The sequence below is a fragment of the Achromobacter pulmonis genome, from assembly GCF_902859765.1.
GTDB lineage: Bacteria > Pseudomonadota > Gammaproteobacteria > Burkholderiales > Burkholderiaceae_B > Achromobacter > Achromobacter pulmonis.
This window is the reverse complement of the sequence record NZ_CADIJV010000032.1, coordinates 1-17,141: the sequence shown is the minus strand read 5'-3', so window position 1 is coordinate 17,141 and position 17,141 is coordinate 1. Positions and strand designations below refer to the sequence as shown.

Here is a 17,141-nt window from a genome sequence, read left to right as displayed (position 1 = left end):
GGGTCAGGAAATCCAGGAATCAGCGGCGATGCGGGCCCAGGTGGCCCGAACTGCCGGGGGTTGCCATCCGGGCGGCGTCACGCCAGACCCAGGTTTCCGGCGTAAACGCGCGCGGCCGCATCCAGCGCCAGCACATCGTCAAGACTGTTGAGCGTAACAGATGATTGCCCCACCTGCCACTCCAGGGTCGCCTCGATCACGCGCGCGATCCAGGTGTACCCAAGGCGCCCCGCCAGGAAGGCCTCCACCGCCACCTCGTTGGCGGCATTCAGGGCGATGCAGGCGCCCTGCCCGGCCCGCAGCGCCGCGAACGCCAGCGCCAGGCAGGGAAAACGCGCCAGATCGGGCTGCTCGAAATCGAGCCGGCCCAGGCGGGCCAGGTCCAGCGCGCCCACCCCGCTGTCGAGCCGCTCGGGAAATCCCAGACCATAGGCGATCGGCGTGCGCATGTCAGGCTGGCCCAGTTGCGCCAGGATCGAGCCGTCGTCGTATTCCACCATGGAGTGGACCACGCTCTGCGGATGCACCACCACCTCGATGCGATCGGCCGGCATGGCGAACAGCCAGTGCGCCTCGATCACCTCCAGCCCCTTGTTGAGCATGGTGGCCGAATCGACTGAAATCTTGCGGCCCATGCTCCAATTGGGATGGGCGCAGGCCTGCGCCGGCGTGACCTCGTGCAGGTCCTCCAGGTCGCGGCCGCGGAACGGGCCGCCCGAGGCGGTCAGCAGCAGTCGGCGCACCCCGGGCGCTGGCGCATCCGGCGCGCCGGCCCGGCCGCCATGCGGCAGGCACTGGAAAATCGCATTGTGCTCGCTATCGATCGGCAGCAATTCGGCGCCGTTGTCACGAATGGCCTGCATGAACAGCGAGCCGGCCGCCACCAGCGCTTCCTTGTTGGCGAGCAGCACGCGCTTGCCCTGCCGTGCCGCCGCCAGGGCGGCCGGCAGACCGGCGGCGCCAACAATGGCGGCCATGACCGCATCGCAGTGCGGATCGGCCGCCGTATCGGCCAGGGCCTGGGCGCCAACGCGGATTTCGGGCATGGCCTGTCCCGCCGGCCAGGCTGCAACGAACTGCCGGCGCGCCTCGGCGTCGGGTACCACCACCACCGCGGCACGGCTCGCCAGCGCCTGTTCGGCCAGGCGCTGCATGCGGCTGTAGGCGGACAGGGCATACACCGCCAGCCGGTCAGGATGGCGGGCGATCACATCCAGCGTGCTCTCGCCGATCGAACCCGTCGACCCCAGCACCACGACGCGTTGAAAAGCCGTCAAAACAACACTCCAGACAAAATTAGCGCGAACGGCGCGACCGGGAGAATGGCGTCGATACGGTCGTAGACGCCCCCGTGGCCAGGCAATAGCGCGCTCGAATCCTTGCGGCCGGCGCGGCGCTTGAGCAGCGATTCGAACAGGTCGCCCACGATGGACAGCACGCCCAGCAGCGCGGCGATCGGCAACGCCAGCCAGAACGACCAGCGCGCCACCAGGGCGTGGCCATAGGTGCCGTCCCAGAGGCTCGACAGGCCGATCCAGATGACCGCGCCCAGCACGCCGGCCACGGCGCCGGCCACGGTCTTGCCCGGACTGACCCGCGGCGCCAGTTTACGCTTGCCGAACGCGCGGCCGGCGAAATAGGCCGCGATATCGGCGACCCAGACCAGCGCCAGCAGCGACACCACGAACACAGCGCCTTGCGCCATATACCATTGCGCCAGCACCGCCCAGGCCACGAAAGCGGCCGGCACCGAGAACAACGACCACGCCAGGCTGGCGGGCGCCGCGTCCGAATGGCCGCGCACCACGGCCGTGGTGGCGCCCAACAACCAGACGACCGCCACCAGCGGAGTCGCGTAGCGCAGGATCCAGCCGGGATCGGTCAGACCGGCGCGGTTGCCCGCCAGCCACGCCGATGCCAGGCCCAGCATGGCCGCGAACAGCAGGACGGGAATGCCCGCGGCAAGCAGGCGCGAGGGCGGCTGCGGCAGCGTCAGGCGCAGCCACTCCCAATTGGCGCAGGCCGCGGCCAACGCCAGCAAGGCCACAAACCACCAGGGGTTGGCGCTGATCATCGCGGCGGCCAGGACGGCGAGCAGGATGACGGCGGTAACGATACGCTGGCCCAACATATGACGATCTCCTCAGGGTCGACCCGGCGCCGCCGCGCGCGGCAGGGTCGCCGGACTATTTTTCGCCGCTCTCGCTGAGCTGGGCACTGGTGCGCCCGAACCGGCGTTCGCGCGTCCGGTACCACTCGAACGCCTGGCGCAATTCATCCGCGCCGAAGTCCGGCCAGTAGCGGTCGGTGAAATAGAACTCCGCGTACGCCATCTGCCAGATCAGGAAATTGGAAATGCGCTGTTCGCCGCCGGTGCGGATGAACAGGTCGGGCTCAGGCGCCCAGGACATGGAAAGATGCCGCGCCAGCCGTTCTTCGTCGACCAACTGCGGTTGCGTGGCCAGCGCGGGCTCGGCCGCCAGCATCGCGCGGGTGGCCTGCAGGATGTCCCAGCGGCCACCATAATTGGCGGCCACCGTCAGGTGCAGGCGGTCATTGTGGGCGGTGCGGGCCTGGGCCGCGAAGATCAGCTCCTGCAGGCGCGGCTCGAAGGCCGACAGGTCGCCGATGACGTGCAGGCGCACGCCCTGCTCTTCCAGCTTGCCGACCTCGCGCTCGAGCGCCTGCACGAACAGGCGCATCAGCAGCGACACTTCCTCGGCCGGCCGGCGCCAGTTTTCGGAGCTGAAGGCGAACAGCGTCAGATAGCGCACCCCGGCCCGGCCGCAGGCCTCGACCACGCGGCGCACCGCCTGCACGCCCTTGGCATGCCCCGCCGTGCGCGGCAGCAGGCGCCGCGTCGCCCATCTGCCATTGCCATCCATGATGATGGCCACGTGCTCCGGGATGTCGCGGGTAGCGGGAACCGCCTGGGTAGAACTGGTTGCCATGGGTCTGGGGAGCGCCGTCGACCGGCGTAAAACTGGGAAAACGGGAAAAACCCGCGCCGTCGATCCATCGCCGCACAGGCGTGCCGCAATGGATAGGACGGCGCGAAAGCAGGAATCCTGGTGCCGGGCAGCCCAACCAGCCCGCCCGGCATTGCAAGGATTATACGGTCATGATTTCCGCTTCTTTTTGGGCGACCATCTTGTCGATGTCGGCCACGTTGCGGTCCGTCAGCTTCTGGACGTCGTCCTGGGCGCGACGCTCGTCGTCCTCGGAGATTTCCTTGTCCTTGACCAGCTTCTTCAAGGTGTCGTTGGCTTCGCGGCGCAAGTTGCGCACGGCCACCTTGGCGTCCTCGCCTTCGCTGCGCACGACCTTGGTCAGGTCGCGACGGCGCTCTTCGGTCAGCGCCGGCATCGGCACGCGGATGGTGTCGCCCATGGACATGGGATTGAGGCCCAGGTCCGACTCGCGGATGGCCTTCTCGATCGCGGCGGCCATGCTCTTTTCGTAGGGCTGGACGCTGATGGTGCGCGCGTCGATCAGGTTCACGTTGCCGACCTGGCTGATCGGCACGGGCGAACCGTAGTACTCGACCTGCACGTGGTCCAGGATACCGGTATGGGCACGGCCCGTGCGGATCTTGGCCAGGTTGGTCTTGAGCGTGTCAAGCGACTTGGCCATCCTGGCTTCGGCGGATTTGCGGATTTCTGCGACGCTCATGGATTTTCCTTTTCTTTAAACGTGTACCAACGTGCCTTCGTCTTCGCCGCTGACGACGCGCTTGAGCGCGCCCGACTTATTGATCGAAAACACCTTGATCGGCAGCTTCTGGTCGCGGCACAGCGCGAACGCGGTGGCGTCCATGACTTCCAGGCGGCGGACGATGGCCTCGTCGAAGCTGATGCGCGCATAGCGCGTGGCGGCAGGATCCTTGTTGGGATCCGCGCTGTAGATGCCGTCGACCTTGGTGGCCTTCAGCACGATCTCCGCGCCGATCTCGGCGCCACGCAGGGCAGCCGCGGTGTCGGTCGTGAAGAAGGGGTTGCCGGTGCCCGCGGCGAAGATGACGACCTTGCCTTCTTCGAGGTAGCGCAGGGCCTTGGGGCGGATGTACGGCTCGACGACCTGGTCGATGTTCAGGGCCGATTGCACGCGGGTGTCGATCCCCTTGTGCTTGAGCGCGTCCTGCAGGGCAAGCGCGTTCATGATGGTGGCCATCATGCCCATGTAGTCGGCGGTAGCGCGGTCCATGCCCTGCGCGCCCGGGGCGACGCCACGGAAAATGTTGCCACCGCCGATGACGATGGCCAATTCGACGCCGGTGGCGGCGACTTCGGCGATCTCATCGGTCATGCGGACGATGGTGGCGCGATTGATGCCGAATGCATCGTCGCCCATCAGCGCCTCGCCGGAAAGTTTGAGAAGAACCCGTTTGTATGATCTGCTGCTCATAGGTGATATCCCGAAGAACATTCCGACGAAAGTGTAAGACAAGAAATAGGCCGGACTAGAATAATCTAGCGCCGGCCTCTAAGCACTACCCTGAGATCAGGCGCGGCCGGCGGCGGCGGCGGCAACCTCAGCGGCGAAGTCGCTGGTCTTCTTCTCGATACCTTCGCCGACGACGAACAGCACGAACTTGCTGATCGAGGCGCCCTTGGCCTTGAGCATCTGTTCGACGGTGTTCTTGTCGTCCTTGACGAACGGTTGCGACAGCAGCGTCACTTCCTTCAGGAACTTCTGCACCGAGCCTTCGACCATCTTGGCGACGATTTCAGCCGGCTTGCCCGATTCGGCGGCCTTCTGCTCGGCGACCGAGCGTTCGGCGGCGATGTCGGCCGGGTTCACGCCGTCGGCGTTCAGGGCCTTCGGCTTGGTCGCGGCGATGTGCATCGCCAGGTCCTTGCCCACTTCCTCGGCGCCCGAGTACTCAACCAGCACGCCGATACGGCCGCCGTGCACGTAGCTGGCCAGCGCGTTCGGGGTCTCGATGCGCTCGAAGCGGCGGATCGCCATGTTTTCGCCGATCTTGCCGATCAGGGTGGTGCGGGTCGACTCGACCGTGCCGTCGCCGTAGGGCAGCGCCGACAGGGCGGCCACGTCGGCGGGATTCTGCGTGGCGACCAGCTCGGCCAGCTTGTTCACGAAGGCGACGAAGTCGTCGTTCTTGGCAACGAAGTCGGTTTCGCAGTTCACTTCGATGACGGCGCCTTGCTTGGCGTCGGCCGAGATGAACAGGCCGATCAGGCCCTCGGCGGTGACGCGGGCGGCGGCCTTGCTGGCCTTGTTACCCAGCTTGACGCGCAGGATTTCTTCCGCGCGGGCCAGGTCGCCTTCGGCTTCCGTCAGGGCCTTCTTGCACTCCATCATGGGCGCATCGGTCTTTTCGCGCAGTTCCTTGACCAGGGCGGCGGTAATTTCAGCCATGTTAGCTCCAAATTTTGCTAAGACATGCCCCGGCGGGCCGGGGCAGTGGTGTGATTCGATGAGACGTCCGCTAGCGGCGGATGAGGAAGGTGGGAACCCACCTTCGCACTGCCGGCGAGGCGGGGGTACGCCGCTATCCGCGACCGCCCCCGGACACTAACCGCCGGACATGACAGCAGGCTTAGGCCTGGTTGTCCTGCACTTCGACGAACTCTTCCTGGCCTTCGCCGATTTCCTCGACCAGACCGTTCAGGTTCTGTTCGCGGCCTTCCAGCACGGCGTCGGCGATGCCCTTGGCGTACAGCGCGATGGCCTTGGCCGAGTCGTCGTTGCCGGGGATGACGTAGTCGATGCCTTCGGGCGAGTGGTTGGTGTCAACCACGGCGACCACGGGGATGCCCAGGGTCTTGGCTTCGGCGATGGCGATCTTGTGGTAGCCGACGTCGATCACGAACATGGCATCGGGCAGGCCGTTCATGTCCTTGATGCCGCCGATCGACTTGTTCAGCTTTTCCAGTTCCCGCTGGAACAGCAGGCCTTCCTTCTTGATCATGCGCTCGGCGCCGCCTTCGGCGACGACAGCTTCCATGTCCTTCAGGCGCTTGACCGAGGTCTTGACCGTCTTGAAGTTGGTCAGCATGCCGCCGAGCCAGCGGGCGTCAACGAAGGGCATGCCGCAACGGGCGGCTTCGGCGGCGACCAGCTCGCGGGCTGCGCGCTTGGTGCCGACGAACAGGATGTTGCCACCGCGAGCAGCCAGCTGCTTCACGAACTTGGTGGCTTCCTGGTACTTATCAACCGTCTTTTCCAGGTTGATGATGTGAATCTTGTTGCGATGGCCGAAGATGAAGGGGGCCATCTTGGGGTTCCAGTAGCGGGTCTGGTGACCAAAGTGGACACCCGCTTCCAGCATTTCGCGCATCAAAGACATAACTTTCTCCAAGGGTTGATTTCTTGCGCCGCACCTGCATCAGCCTATGGCTGACACCCTGGGTGGTGTTGCGCGCGATTTCCCGCGACCACGCGGGATGATAGATAACGATTTTAACCGGGCCGGCCGATCACTGCCGCAATACTCCGACGCTGCCGGGCATGTGCCCCGCGCGCCTGCTGCTACGCTGCCGCGATAAACCCAGACGGCCGCCACGACAAGGCGCCTTGCCCCGCACGCACGCATCGCGCCGTCCGACCCGCCAGGAAATTCCTGGCAGTTTCTTCCAGCGCACCCGGACCTGTTTTGTTGGCAGCGACATCCCGTTCACTCACGCCCTGGTTTTCAACCCCCCTGGCTTTTCAACCAGACGGTTTTTGACCATGCCGCGCATCAGTCGCCGGGGGCGGTTCTTCAGGAAAATCCCCAGAAACTGGAAACCTTCCAAGAACTTAAGCCGGCAGCCACTCTGAACCTGCATCGCTGCTCGAAAACATGACCGGGCTTGCGAGCACGCAGCGCCCCGACCTGTGTCGATGCAACCTCCCACCGCCCCGGCCCGCTGCCCTCTTTCGCCCGTTGCGCCGCCATGCCTCCCGGAAGCTGGCGACTGGCCCGAACCCCCACCACAACCTTCGCTTGCGATGAAACTCCGAAGCCCGCCACCGATCTCACAAGAAGCGGTGTGGCCCAACGTACTAAATCAGACAACCAACCGGGTGTGGCCTGGATGATTCCATCCCCACCCGCCGGGATCGGCGCTTGCCGCTACCCAGATTGCTCCCCAAAATTTTAGGGAAGCCTATAATTCTACTATTCTTTCAAGCAGACATTCAAGCGAGATCCGTCAATCATTCCATGGGCACTATTACCAATCCGGCCGACCTGGCCAAGATGCGCGCGGCCTGCCAGGACGCCGCCAAAGTCCTCGATTTCATCACCCCCTACGTCAAGCCTGGCGTCACCACCGGGGAATTGGACCGTCTCTGCCTGGAATACCTGACCGACGAACTCAAGGTGAAATCCGCCACGGTCGGTTACGCCCCGCCCGGCTACCCGCCGTTCCCGGGTGCCATCTGCACCTCGGTCAATCACCAAGTGTGCCACGGCATCCCCGGCGACAAGGCCCTGAAAAACGGGGACTCGCTCAATATCGACGTCACCATCATCAAGGATGGCTGGTTCGGCGACACCAGCCGCATGTACGCCGTGGGCGAGCAATCGATCCTGTCGCGCCGCCTGACCGAGATCACTTTCGAGTGCATGTGGAAAGGCATCCAGCAGGTCAAAAACGGGGCCACATTGGGCGACGTCGGCAACGCCATCCAGAAGCACGCCGAGGCCAACGGCTTCTCGGTGGTGCGCGAATTCTGCGGCCACGGCATCGGCCAGCGTTTCCATGAAGACCCGCAGGTGCTGCACTATGGCAAGCCGGGCACGGGCGTGAAATTGGTGACGGGCATGCTGTTCACCATCGAGCCGATGATCAACGCCGGCCGCCGCGAGATCCGCCAGTTGTCCGACGGCTGGACGGTCGTGACCCGCGACCACAGCCTGTCGGCGCAATGGGAGCATGCTATCTGCGTCACCGACACCGGCTACGAGGTTCTGACCCTGTCGCCCGGCATGCCCCAGCCGCCCGCCTTCATCACCGAACCGATCGTCATTCCCGCCGTCTGACCCCGGCCCGCCCGCCACCATGACCGCCGACATCCTCAGCACCCTGCGCGAACGCATTCAGGAATCCCGGCGCGCCGCGGTGGTCCAGTTCCGCGAGCACGAACGCCCCGACACCCTGCTGGGCGAACTGCGCCGCATCGTCGATGCGGCCCTGCGCGACCTGGTCAAGCATTACCCGCTGCCGGCCGGCGCCACGCTGGCGGCGGTGGGCGGCTACGGCCGCGGCGAACTGTACCCGCACTCGGACGTCGATCTGCTGATCCTGCTGCCGCACGTGCCCACCGGCGAAGATGAATCCGCCATCGAGCGCCTGGTGGCCGCGCTCTGGGACCTGGGCCTGGAGCCGGGCCACAGCGTGCGCACCATCGAAGACTGCGAGCGCGAAGCCGACGCCGACATCACGGTCGAGACGGCGCTGCTCGAATCCCGCTGGCTGGCGGGCAGCCGCGCGCTGATGAAGAAATTCGAGGCCGCCACCCAGTCGCGCCTGGACGCGCGCGCCTTCTTCCGCGCCAAGCGCGTCGAGATGCAGCAGCGCCACGCCCGCTACCAGGACACGCCTTACGCGCTGGAACCCAATTGCAAGGAATCGCCCGGCGGCCTGCGCGATCTGCAAGTGATCCTATGGATGGCGCGCGCGGCCGGCTTCGGCGAGACCTGGCGCGCCGTGGCGCAGGCCGGCCTGCTGACGCCCTCCGAGGCGCGCGACCTGCGCAAGGCCGAGCAGGCCTTCAAGCGTCTGCGCATCGAACTGCACCTGCTGGCCCGGCGCCGCGAAGACCGCGTGCTGTTCGACCTGCAACCGGCCCTGGCCGAGGTCTACGGCATCCACGCCACCGCCACGCGCCGCGGCAGCGAGCTGCTGATGCAGCGTTATTACTGGGCCGCGCGCCTGGTGACGCAGCTCAATGGCATCCTGGTGCAGAACATCGAGGAGCGGCTGTTCCCGCGCCCCGACAGCGACGCGCGCGACATCGACGACGACTTCCGCAATCTGCGCGATCGCCTCGACATCATCCGCGACGATGGCTTCGAGCGTAACCCCACGCTGCTGCTGCGCGCCTTCCTGGTGATGCAGCAGCATCCCGAATTGACCGGCATGTCGGCGCGCACGCTGCGCGCCATCTGGCACTCGCGCCACCGCATCGACGCGCAGTTCCGCCGTAATCCGGTCAACCGCAAGCTGTTCCTGCAGATCCTGCAGCAGCCGCGCGGCATCGTGCACGAGCTGCGCCGCATGACCATGCTGAACATCCTGCCGCGTTACCTGCCGGTGTTCCGCCGCATCGTCGGCCAGATGCAGCACGACCTGTTCCACGCCTATACGGTGGACCAGCACACGCTGGCGGTGGTGCGCAACCTGCGCCGCTTCACCATGCCCGAGCACGCCCAGGAATATCCGCTGGCCAGCCAGCTGATCGCCGGCCTGGACCGCCATTGGCTGCTGTACGTGGCGGCCCTGTTCCACGATATCGCCAAGGGCCGCGGCGGCGACCACTCCGAGCTGGGCGCGCGCGAGGTGCGCAAGTTCGCCCACGACCACGGCATGGAGCCCGAAGACGCCAGGCTGGTGGAATTCCTGGTGCGCCAGCACCTGCTGATGTCGGCCGTGGCGCAGAAGCGCGACCTGTCCGACCCGGCCGTGATCCAGGAATTCGCCGCCACGGTCAAGGATGAACGCCACCTGACCGCGCTCTACCTGCTGACGGTGGCCGATATCCGCGGCACCAGCCCCAAGGTGTGGAACGCCTGGAAGGGCAAGCTGCTCGAAGACCTGTACAAGCTGACGCTGGCCGCGCTGGGCGGCGCCCATGCCGACGCCCATACGGTGCTGACCGAACGCAAGGAAGAGGCCGCGCGCCTGACGCGCCTGACCGGCCTGCGCGACGACGCCCGCGAAGCCTTCTGGAACCAGCTCGACGTGGCCTATTTCCTGCGCCACGACGCCTCCGACATCGCCTGGCACACGCGCCACCTGTACCACCAGGTGGCGCCGGACCATGCGGTGGTGCGGGCCCGCCCCACCGAGCACGGCGAAGGCCTGCAGATCATGGTCTACACCCGCGACGCGCCCGACCTGTTCGTGGCGATCTGCGGGTATTTCGATGCCAAGTCGCTGTCGGTGCAGGATGCCCGCATCCACACCACCCGCCACGGCTGGGCCCTGGACAGCTTCATCGTGCTGCTGCCCGAGGGCGCCAGCGACCTGCGCGCGCAGGCCACGCTGGTCGAACACGAACTGGCCGAGCGCCTGAAGGACGCCAAGGCCGCGGCCGAGGCCCAACCCGGCCGCGGCAGCCATTACGGTCGTGCGCGCCAGTCGCGCATGTCGCGCGTGTTCCCGATCATGCCGCAGGCCGAGCTGCAGCCCGACGAACGCAGCACCTCCTGGCGCCTGTCGGTCACCGCCACCGACCGACCCGGCCTGCTGCACGCCCTGGCGCGGGTCTTCGCCAGCCACGAGGTGAACCTGCTGATGGCCAAGATCATGACGCTGGGCGACCGGGTGGAAGACGTGTTCATCGTCGACGGCGCGGCGCTGGCGCGCCCGCGCAGCCAGATGCAGTTCGAACGCGACATCCTGGACGCGCTGGCCGGCGACGAGGCCCGGCAGCAGGCCGCCTGAGGCCATCGGCGAGTCATCGCCAGACCGCCGCCGACCGCATACAATCCGGTTTTCGGCTTGGCGATACCTGGGATGGAGCTAAACGAATACCTGCGGGTGCTGGGGGCCAGCTTCTTCTTTGCGCTGGCCACGTTGCTGCCGTTCCTGAATCCGCCGGCCATCGCCCCCATCTTCCTGTCGCTCACCGAAGGCGCCTCGTCGGCGACCCGCACGGTGCTGGCCAAGCGCGTCGCCATCAACGTCGGCCTGATGCTGATCGTGGCCATGGTGGCCGGCAACGTGCTGCTGAGCTTCTTCGGCATCTCGCTGTCGATCGTGCGGGTGGGCGGCGGCATGCTGGTGATCGCCAGCGCCTGGCGGCTGGTGAATTCCCCCGACGCCGACACCGAGCGGGTCGCGCGCATGGCCGAATCATTCACCCCCGAGATGGCCAAGTCCCGGGCCTTCTATCCCCTGACCTTCCCCATCAGTTGCGGCCCCGGCTCGATCGCCGCGGCCATCACGGTGGGCGTGTCGCTGCGCGACCAGAACCACTTGCTGAGCCTGCTGCGGCTGGGCGGCTCGATCCCCGGCATCGTGGTCGTTTCGCTGACGCTGTACGTCTGCCTGCGCTTTGCCGCACAGATGCTGCACCGGCTGGGCGATAATGGCACCGCTGTATTCATGCGCATGTCGGCCTTCATCATGCTGTGCCTGGGCGTGCAGATCTTCTGGGAAGGCTCGCGCGAACTGCTGCTCGGCGTCTTGCAGCAGGTCATGCAACCAATTCCGATTCCCAAAGCCTAACGGCCTGGCGGCCGCACACCGGCCATCCCCGCGCACCCGCCCGTGCGAACCCTTATCTTGCAACAACCATGACTTCTCGTTCAGAACGCCTGCTCCGCCTGATCGCCCTCTTCTGCTTCGGCGCCGTCGGCATCGCCCTGGTTTCCCAGTATGTCTTCGACATGCCGCCGTGCGCCTGGTGCGTGCTGCAGCGCCTGATCTACCTGGTGATCGGCGTCATCGCCCTGGTCGGCGGCTTCGGCGGCGGCCGCGCGCTGACGCGCCTCTGCGCCGCCCTGGCGGCCCTGCTGTCGGTCAGCGGCATCGCCGCGGCCTGGTACCAGTACACCGTGGCCGCCAAGATGCTGTCCTGCGACCAGACCTTCGCCGACCGCTTCATGACCGGCATCGGCCTGGATGGCGGCGTGCCGTGGCTGTTCGGCATCTATGCCACCTGCATGGACGCGGTGGTGCCGGTGCTGGGCATCGAGTACGCGCTGTGGAGCCTGGCGCTGTTCGTGATCCTGCTGGCCATGGCCCTGCCCGCTGTCTTTGGCCGCGGCCGCGCCGCCTGAGCCGCGCCGCCGGCTTGGCAGCCCGGACGCCCGCGCGTCCGCCAGCGCCCGGCCCCGCCGCTTTCCTGACGCCATGAAATACCTCACCGGCTATCCCGAACCGCTGCTGGCGCAGGCCCGCGCCCTGCTCGACCAGGGCAAGCTCGGGCCCGCGCTGCGCGCCCGCTACCCCGGTGGCGCGCATGGCGTGCGCACCGACAAGGCGCTGTACGACTATGTGGTGGACCTGAAGAACACCTATATCCGCAACGGCGCGCCGCTCAGCAAAATCGCCTTCGACAGCAAGATCCATGTGATCCAGCATGCACTGGGCCAGCACACCTTCATCTCGCGGGTCCAGGGCGGCAAGCTCAAGGCCAAGCACGAAATCCGCGTGGCCACGCTGTTCAAGGCGGTACCGCAGGAATTCCTGAAGATGATCACGGTGCACGAACTGGCGCACCTGAAGGAAAAGGAACACAACAAGGCCTTCTACAACCTGTGCCGGTTGATGGAGCCGCAATACCACCAGTACGAGTTCGACCTTCGCTTGTACCTGACCCACCTTGAAGCCTGCGGCGACAGTCTGTGGTGAGTGCTTTGCGTTGTGTGTAAAGCACGCGGGCACTCAGTTCTTCATTGAACGCCGTGCAAGTGGAAAGATCTGCCGCGTGATTCATTCCGTCGCCTGCGCGAAACGAATCACGCTGCCATGCAGAAGCAGTGGAGACAGCAGCCTTTCCAATCTGCTTTTTCAACGGCATCAAGTTACTTGCAACGACCCCTTGGCCCCCATCAGCAGGTCAATCACGTCTGGTGCGGTGATGACGCTGAAGCGTGGATCCATTTGTTCGGAACTCATTCCGTTGTGGATCATGCACGCGCCGCAGATCGCAATTCGTCCACCCTTTTCCATGAATTTCTCCAGCAAACTGGCAACCGGCTCGAACGGCTTTCCGATATCCATACCCGCCGCTGCGCCCGGTTTGCCCAGTTCGACGGCCTCCACCATCAAAATGATGGTCGCCGTATGCCCCTTGAGCAGCGCGTTGAGCGCCATGGTGAACGTCACGGTTACCTTGTTGGGGTTGCTCTTTCCGTCAAAAACGGTCGCAACGAAATCCGAAGTTTGCATGATCAAGTCCTTGTTTATATCGAATGGATGCGGGAAAGTCCGGGCCGCAGCGCCCGCACAGTGAGGCAATAAAACCCGATCTCGGCGTGTGGCGCCTCGTGTCCGCTATTGGGCAACAGCGGAAGGCGCGGAACTGCCGGTCGGCGCCAAGCACTCGCTGAAAGCCGCCACGGCGTTCGGGGCGCACCTCGCGGAGAGGCCACCGCCCATGCGGATAGCCACGCCCCGGGCCACGCCGAAGCCCTGAAAACCTGAACCTGAGCAACGGATTGCATAAGCAATGTCCTGCCTTGGAGTTTTGGAAGAGATGCTTTGACTATTTATTAGATTATGCTAAATTAGAAAAAAATGAAATATAAATCACCATGACGCTCAACCCAAAAGACCAATCGTTTTTGCAGGAGGGTGCGGCCAAGGCTGCGGCCATGCTGCGGGCCGTCGGCAACGAACACCGCCTGCTCGTTCTCTGCCTCTTGATCGAACATGGAGAAATGACCGTCGGCGCGCTGCACGAGTACGTGGCGCTGAGCCAATCGGCCTTGTCCCAGCACCTGGCCAAGATGCGCGAGGAAGGTCTGGTGGCCTACCGACGCGAGTCACAGACCCTGCACTATCGAATTGAAAACCCGGATGTGACCAAGCTCATCGCGACGCTCAAGACCATCTTCTGCCCATGACCCGCCACCGGAGACCGCCATGTCCCTGAAATCCATCTCGCCCCAAGCCGCCAGCGAACTCATGAACCAGGGTGCTGTCTTGGTGGACATCCGTGCCGCGGACGAACACGCCCGCGAACGCATCGCAGCGGCGCGCCATGTGTCCATGGACCGCCTGCAAAGCGGCGGCATGCCACTCGACGACGCGTCGACCGTCATCTTCCATTGCCGCTCAGGCAACCGGACGCGGGTGAACGCGTCGGCGCTGAGGGCCTGCGTGGCCTGCGACGCCTACGTGCTTGAAGGCGGGCTGGATGCCTGGAAGAAGGCGGGGCTGCCCGTTGTGGCCGATGCCTCGCAGCCGCTGGAGCTGCAGCGGCAGGTGCAGATCGCCGCAGGCTCGCTGATCGTGCTCGGGGCAGTGCTGGGTGCCACGGTCTCGCCCTGGTTCCATGCGCTCTCAGGCTTCGCGGGGGCCGGGCTTGTTTTTGCGGGTGTCTCGGGGTTCTGCGGGCTCGCCCGCGTGCTCATGCGCATGCCTTGGAACCGCAACGCGCTGGCCGGGTGAGCGTCTTGCCGTTAGCCGTATTCACCCCTGTCTGGCTTCGGTTTTTGTTTGAATGACTCAGGAGAAACCATGAAATTCAATGTCGGCGGCTTGGACCGCATCCTTCGCATCGTCATCGGCCTCGTCCTCATCGCACTGGCGGCCACCGGCACCGTCGGCTGGTGGGGCTGGCTGGGCGTCATCCCACTCCTGACAGGGGTGGTGCGCTTTTGCCCGCTGTATTCGCTGATCGGCATCAACACCTGCCCTCTCAAGGCTAAGGGGTAAGTGCCGGGGGGCTTCACACGTGAACTGCCCCCCGAAAGTTGGACGAAATCCAACCTTTTGGGGGGCAGTTCAGACGGAGCGGCCGTTTGTAGCGCCGGCCTCAGGCGTCGTTGGCGGCGTAGCCCATGTTGAACTGCAGGCCGCTGGCGCCTTCGCCATCGCCGGATTCGCCGCGCGACTGGCCCAGGCGCGCCAGGTATTCCGCGGTGATGTCGCCGGTGATGTATTCGCCGTCGAAGCAGGACGCTTCGAAGCGCGTCAGCTTGGGATTGAGGTCGCGCAGCGACTGCTGCATGTCCTGCAGGTCCTGGTAGACCAGGCTGTCGGCGCCGATCGCGCGGGCGATTTCCTCGTCGCTGCGGCCGGTGGCGATCAGTTCACTCTGCGTGGGCATGTCGATGCCGTAGACGTTGGGGAAGCGTACCGGAGGCGCGGCCGAGGCGAAGTACACCTTGTTGGCGCCGGCGGCGCGCGCCATGTCGACGATCTCGCGGCTGGTGGTGCCGCGCACGATGGAGTCGTCCACCAGCAGCACGTTCTTGCCCTTGAACTCCATGCCGATGGCGTTGAGCTTCTGGCGTACCGATTTACGGCGCACGGCCTGGCCCGGCATGATGAAGGTGCGGCCGACGTAGCGGTTCTTGATCAGGCCTTCGCGGTAGTCCAGGTTCAGGCGCGCGGCCAGTTGCATGGCGGCCGGGCGCGAGGAATCGGGGATCGGCATGACCACGTCGATGTCGCCCAGGCGCATGTTGCGCGCGACCTTGTCGGCCAGGTATTCACCCATGCGCAGGCGGGCGTCGTACACCGACACGCCGTCGATCAGCGAATCGGGACGGGCGAAGTAGACATATTCGAAGATGCAAGGCACCAGTTGCGGATTGTCGGCGCACTGGCGGCTGACGAAACGGCCGTCCAGGTCGACGAACACCGCCTCGCCCGGCTCGACGTCGCGCACGAAGGCAAAGCCGCTGCCTTCCAGCGCCACGGATTCCGAGGCCACCATCCACTCGACGCCTTCGTCGGTTTCCTGGCGGCCGATGCACAGCGGACGGATGCCGTTGGGATCGCGGAACGCAAGCAGGCCGTAACCGGAAATCTGCGCCACCACGGCGTATGCGCCGCGCACGCGCTTGTGCACGGCGGCCACGGCGCGGAACATGGCGTCGTCGTCGAGCGAGACGCCGCTGGCGGCCGACTGCAGTTCGTGGGCCAGCACGTTCAGCAGCACTTCCGAGTCGGAATTGGTGTTGATGTGGCGGCGGTCGACGCGGTAGAGCGATTCACGCAGCTCGCGCCAATTGGTCAGGTTACCGTTGTGGGCGAACATGATGCCGAACGGGGCATTGACGTAGAACGGCTGGGCCTCTTCCTCGCTGGCGCTGGAGCCGGCGGTGGGATAGCGCACCTGGCCCACGCCCGAGGTGCCCGGCAGGGCACGCATGTTGCGCGTGCGGAATACATCGCGCACCAGGCCGTGCGCCTTGTACATATTGAACTGGTTGCCTTGCGACGTCGCGATGCCCGCGGCGTCCTGCCCGCGATGCTGCAACAGCAGCAAGCTGTCATAGAGCAGCTGGTTGACCGGCCCGCGCCCGATGACCCCTACGATTCCACACATGGTGAGATTTCCTGGTTGATGTGAAGCTAATCAATACGGCAGCCATGTCGCCAGGGACGGCGGCAGCCACGTCTTGATATGTTTGATGGCCTCGATGGCCGAATGCGAAAACATGGCGTCCTGCCACCACGGCTCCTGCGGCAGCGGCGTGTAGCCGGCGGCGGCGACCAGCGCCAGCACGATCACCAGACCCCGGGCCAGCCCGAACATGCCCCCCAGGCCGTGATCGGCCGGGCTCAGTCCGGTACTGCGGATCAAGGCGGCAAGCGTCATGTTGACCAACCCCACGCCGAGCAGCACGATAATGAAGACCGCCGCGTAGGAGACACCCATGCGCAGCAGCGTTGTTTCGATATAGGGCTCCAGCCAGGCATAGACCGTAGGCCCCCACCAGATCGCGGCCACGAAGGCCAGCAGATACGCGACCAGCGACAGCACTTCCTTGAGCAGGCCGCGCACCAGGCCCAGCACACCCGATACCACCAGGATGGCCAGCACGACGAAGTCGAAGCCGGTCACTATTGGGCGGCGATGAAACCGTTGTCATAGCCCAGGGTGCGCAACCGCGCCTGGGCCGCCTGCGCCGCCTCGCGCGAGGGGAACGGCCCCACCCGCAGACGGTACTGCTGTTTGCCTCCGATGGAAGCCTGCTCGACGAATGCGTTGGTGACACCGGCCTGGTGCAGCTTGTCGCGGCGCGACTGGGCATCCTCGGACGTGGTGTAGGCGGCGATCTGCAGCACGAAGTTGCCTTTGGTGGCCTGCGGCTTGGGAGCCGGCGCGGCGCGGCCTTCGAGCAGCGCCAGGGCGCGGGCGCCATCGTCCGAGCGTTGCTCGGGCTTGGGAGCGGCCGGCTTGGGTTCGGGCTTGGGCTCCGGCTTGGGTTCGGGCTTGGGTTGCGCGCGCGGCGGCGTGGTGGCGGCGACCTGCGGCGGCGTCGTGGCCGGCGGCGTGGTCGC

General features: G+C 65.6%; 19 protein-coding genes. 8 read left to right on the top strand and 11 right to left on the bottom strand.

Annotated elements, in window-relative coordinates; all coding sequences use genetic code 11:
• Positions 1–77 precede the first annotated feature (77 nt).
• The 7 genes from HV701_RS21770 to rpsB form a co-directional block, all read right to left on the bottom strand.
• Positions 78–1,277, bottom strand: a complete 1,200-nt coding sequence (locus HV701_RS21770) for a 1-deoxy-D-xylulose-5-phosphate reductoisomerase (RefSeq protein WP_175135089.1) — start codon at positions 1,275–1,277, stop codon at positions 78–80.
• Positions 1,274–2,131 (bottom strand): phosphatidate cytidylyltransferase, encoded by an 858-nt coding sequence (locus tag HV701_RS21765; RefSeq protein WP_175135088.1) that lies wholly within the window; start codon positions 2,129–2,131, stop codon positions 1,274–1,276. Before HV701_RS21765 ends, HV701_RS21770 begins: the two co-directional genes overlap by 4 nt.
• Before the next feature lie 55 nt (positions 2,132–2,186).
• On the bottom strand, positions 2,187–2,951 hold the full coding sequence (gene uppS, locus HV701_RS21760) for a polyprenyl diphosphate synthase (protein ID WP_175135087.1): 765 nt from the start codon (positions 2,949–2,951) through the stop codon (positions 2,187–2,189).
• A 160-nt stretch (positions 2,952–3,111) separates the two neighbouring features.
• Positions 3,112–3,672, bottom strand: a complete 561-nt coding sequence (frr, locus tag HV701_RS21755; protein WP_049074267.1) for a ribosome recycling factor — start codon at positions 3,670–3,672, stop codon at positions 3,112–3,114.
• A gap of 15 nt (positions 3,673–3,687) precedes the next feature.
• Complete coding sequence (gene pyrH, locus HV701_RS21750) at positions 3,688–4,404, bottom strand: UMP kinase (protein WP_175135086.1); 717 nt, start codon at positions 4,402–4,404, stop codon at positions 3,688–3,690.
• Positions 4,405–4,500: 96 nt separating this feature from the next.
• A complete protein-coding gene (gene tsf, locus HV701_RS21745) occupies positions 4,501–5,379 on the bottom strand; it encodes a translation elongation factor Ts (RefSeq protein WP_175135085.1) in 879 nt (292 codons plus the stop codon).
• A gap of 181 nt (positions 5,380–5,560) precedes the next feature.
• Positions 5,561–6,310: a 30S ribosomal protein S2 gene (gene rpsB / locus HV701_RS21740; protein WP_006385201.1), complete on the bottom strand. Its 750-nt coding sequence runs from the start codon at positions 6,308–6,310 to the stop codon at positions 5,561–5,563.
• An 858-nt stretch (positions 6,311–7,168) separates the two neighbouring features.
• On the opposite strand from rpsB, the gene map reads away from it, so the two are divergent.
• The 5 genes from map to HV701_RS21715 all read left to right on the top strand — a co-directional run bounded on the left by map (position 7,169) and on the right by HV701_RS21715 (position 12,530).
• Positions 7,169–7,990, top strand: coding sequence for a type I methionyl aminopeptidase (gene map / locus HV701_RS21735; protein WP_175135084.1), 822 nt, complete (start codon positions 7,169–7,171; stop codon positions 7,988–7,990).
• A gap of 19 nt (positions 7,991–8,009) precedes the next feature.
• Positions 8,010–10,616: a [protein-PII] uridylyltransferase gene (locus HV701_RS21730; RefSeq protein ID WP_175135083.1), complete on the top strand. Its 2,607-nt coding sequence runs from the start codon at positions 8,010–8,012 to the stop codon at positions 10,614–10,616.
• Between the two features lie 72 nt (positions 10,617–10,688).
• Positions 10,689–11,402, top strand: a complete 714-nt coding sequence (locus HV701_RS21725) for a MarC family protein (RefSeq protein WP_175135082.1) — start codon at positions 10,689–10,691, stop codon at positions 11,400–11,402.
• A 68-nt stretch (positions 11,403–11,470) separates the two neighbouring features.
• On the top strand, positions 11,471–11,956 hold the full coding sequence (locus tag HV701_RS21720; protein ID WP_175135081.1) for a disulfide bond formation protein B: 486 nt from the start codon (positions 11,471–11,473) through the stop codon (positions 11,954–11,956).
• Positions 11,957–12,029: 73 nt separating this feature from the next.
• Complete coding sequence (locus tag HV701_RS21715; protein WP_175135080.1) at positions 12,030–12,530, top strand: YgjP-like metallopeptidase domain-containing protein; 501 nt, start codon at positions 12,030–12,032, stop codon at positions 12,528–12,530.
• Between the two features lie 168 nt (positions 12,531–12,698).
• Here the strand turns inward: HV701_RS21715 and HV701_RS21710 are convergent, their stop codons facing one another.
• A complete protein-coding gene (locus HV701_RS21710) occupies positions 12,699–13,070 on the bottom strand; it encodes a DsrE family protein (protein ID WP_175135079.1) in 372 nt (123 codons plus the stop codon).
• Between the two features lie 365 nt (positions 13,071–13,435).
• Here HV701_RS21710 and HV701_RS21705 point away from each other — a divergent pair, with 365 nt between their 5' ends.
• The 3 genes from HV701_RS21705 (at position 13,436) to HV701_RS21695 (ending at position 14,561) form a co-directional block, all read left to right on the top strand.
• Positions 13,436–13,747 carry an ArsR/SmtB family transcription factor gene (locus HV701_RS21705; RefSeq protein ID WP_175135078.1) on the top strand — a complete coding sequence of 104 codons (312 nt, stop codon included), beginning with the start codon at positions 13,436–13,438 and terminating at the stop codon, positions 13,745–13,747.
• Positions 13,748–13,766: 19 nt separating this feature from the next.
• Entirely contained in the window at positions 13,767–14,294 is a 528-nt protein-coding gene (locus HV701_RS21700; RefSeq protein ID WP_175135077.1) for a rhodanese-like domain-containing protein, read from the top strand.
• Positions 14,295–14,363: 69 nt separating this feature from the next.
• Positions 14,364–14,561 (top strand): YgaP family membrane protein, encoded by a 198-nt coding sequence (locus tag HV701_RS21695; protein WP_175135076.1) that lies wholly within the window; start codon positions 14,364–14,366, stop codon positions 14,559–14,561.
• A gap of 100 nt (positions 14,562–14,661) precedes the next feature.
• Here HV701_RS21695 and purF read toward each other — a convergent pair whose 3' ends face one another.
• The 3 genes from purF to HV701_RS21680 form a co-directional block, all read right to left on the bottom strand.
• Positions 14,662–16,182 (bottom strand): amidophosphoribosyltransferase, encoded by a 1,521-nt coding sequence (purF, locus tag HV701_RS21690; protein WP_175135075.1) that lies wholly within the window; start codon positions 16,180–16,182, stop codon positions 14,662–14,664.
• A 30-nt stretch (positions 16,183–16,212) separates the two neighbouring features.
• Positions 16,213–16,701, bottom strand: a complete 489-nt coding sequence (locus HV701_RS21685) for a CvpA family protein (RefSeq protein ID WP_175135074.1) — start codon at positions 16,699–16,701, stop codon at positions 16,213–16,215.
• Positions 16,701–17,141: SPOR domain-containing protein (locus HV701_RS21680; RefSeq protein ID WP_175135073.1), on the bottom strand; the 441-nt coding region annotated here is incomplete at its 5' end. The genes HV701_RS21680 and HV701_RS21685, both read right to left, overlap by 1 nt.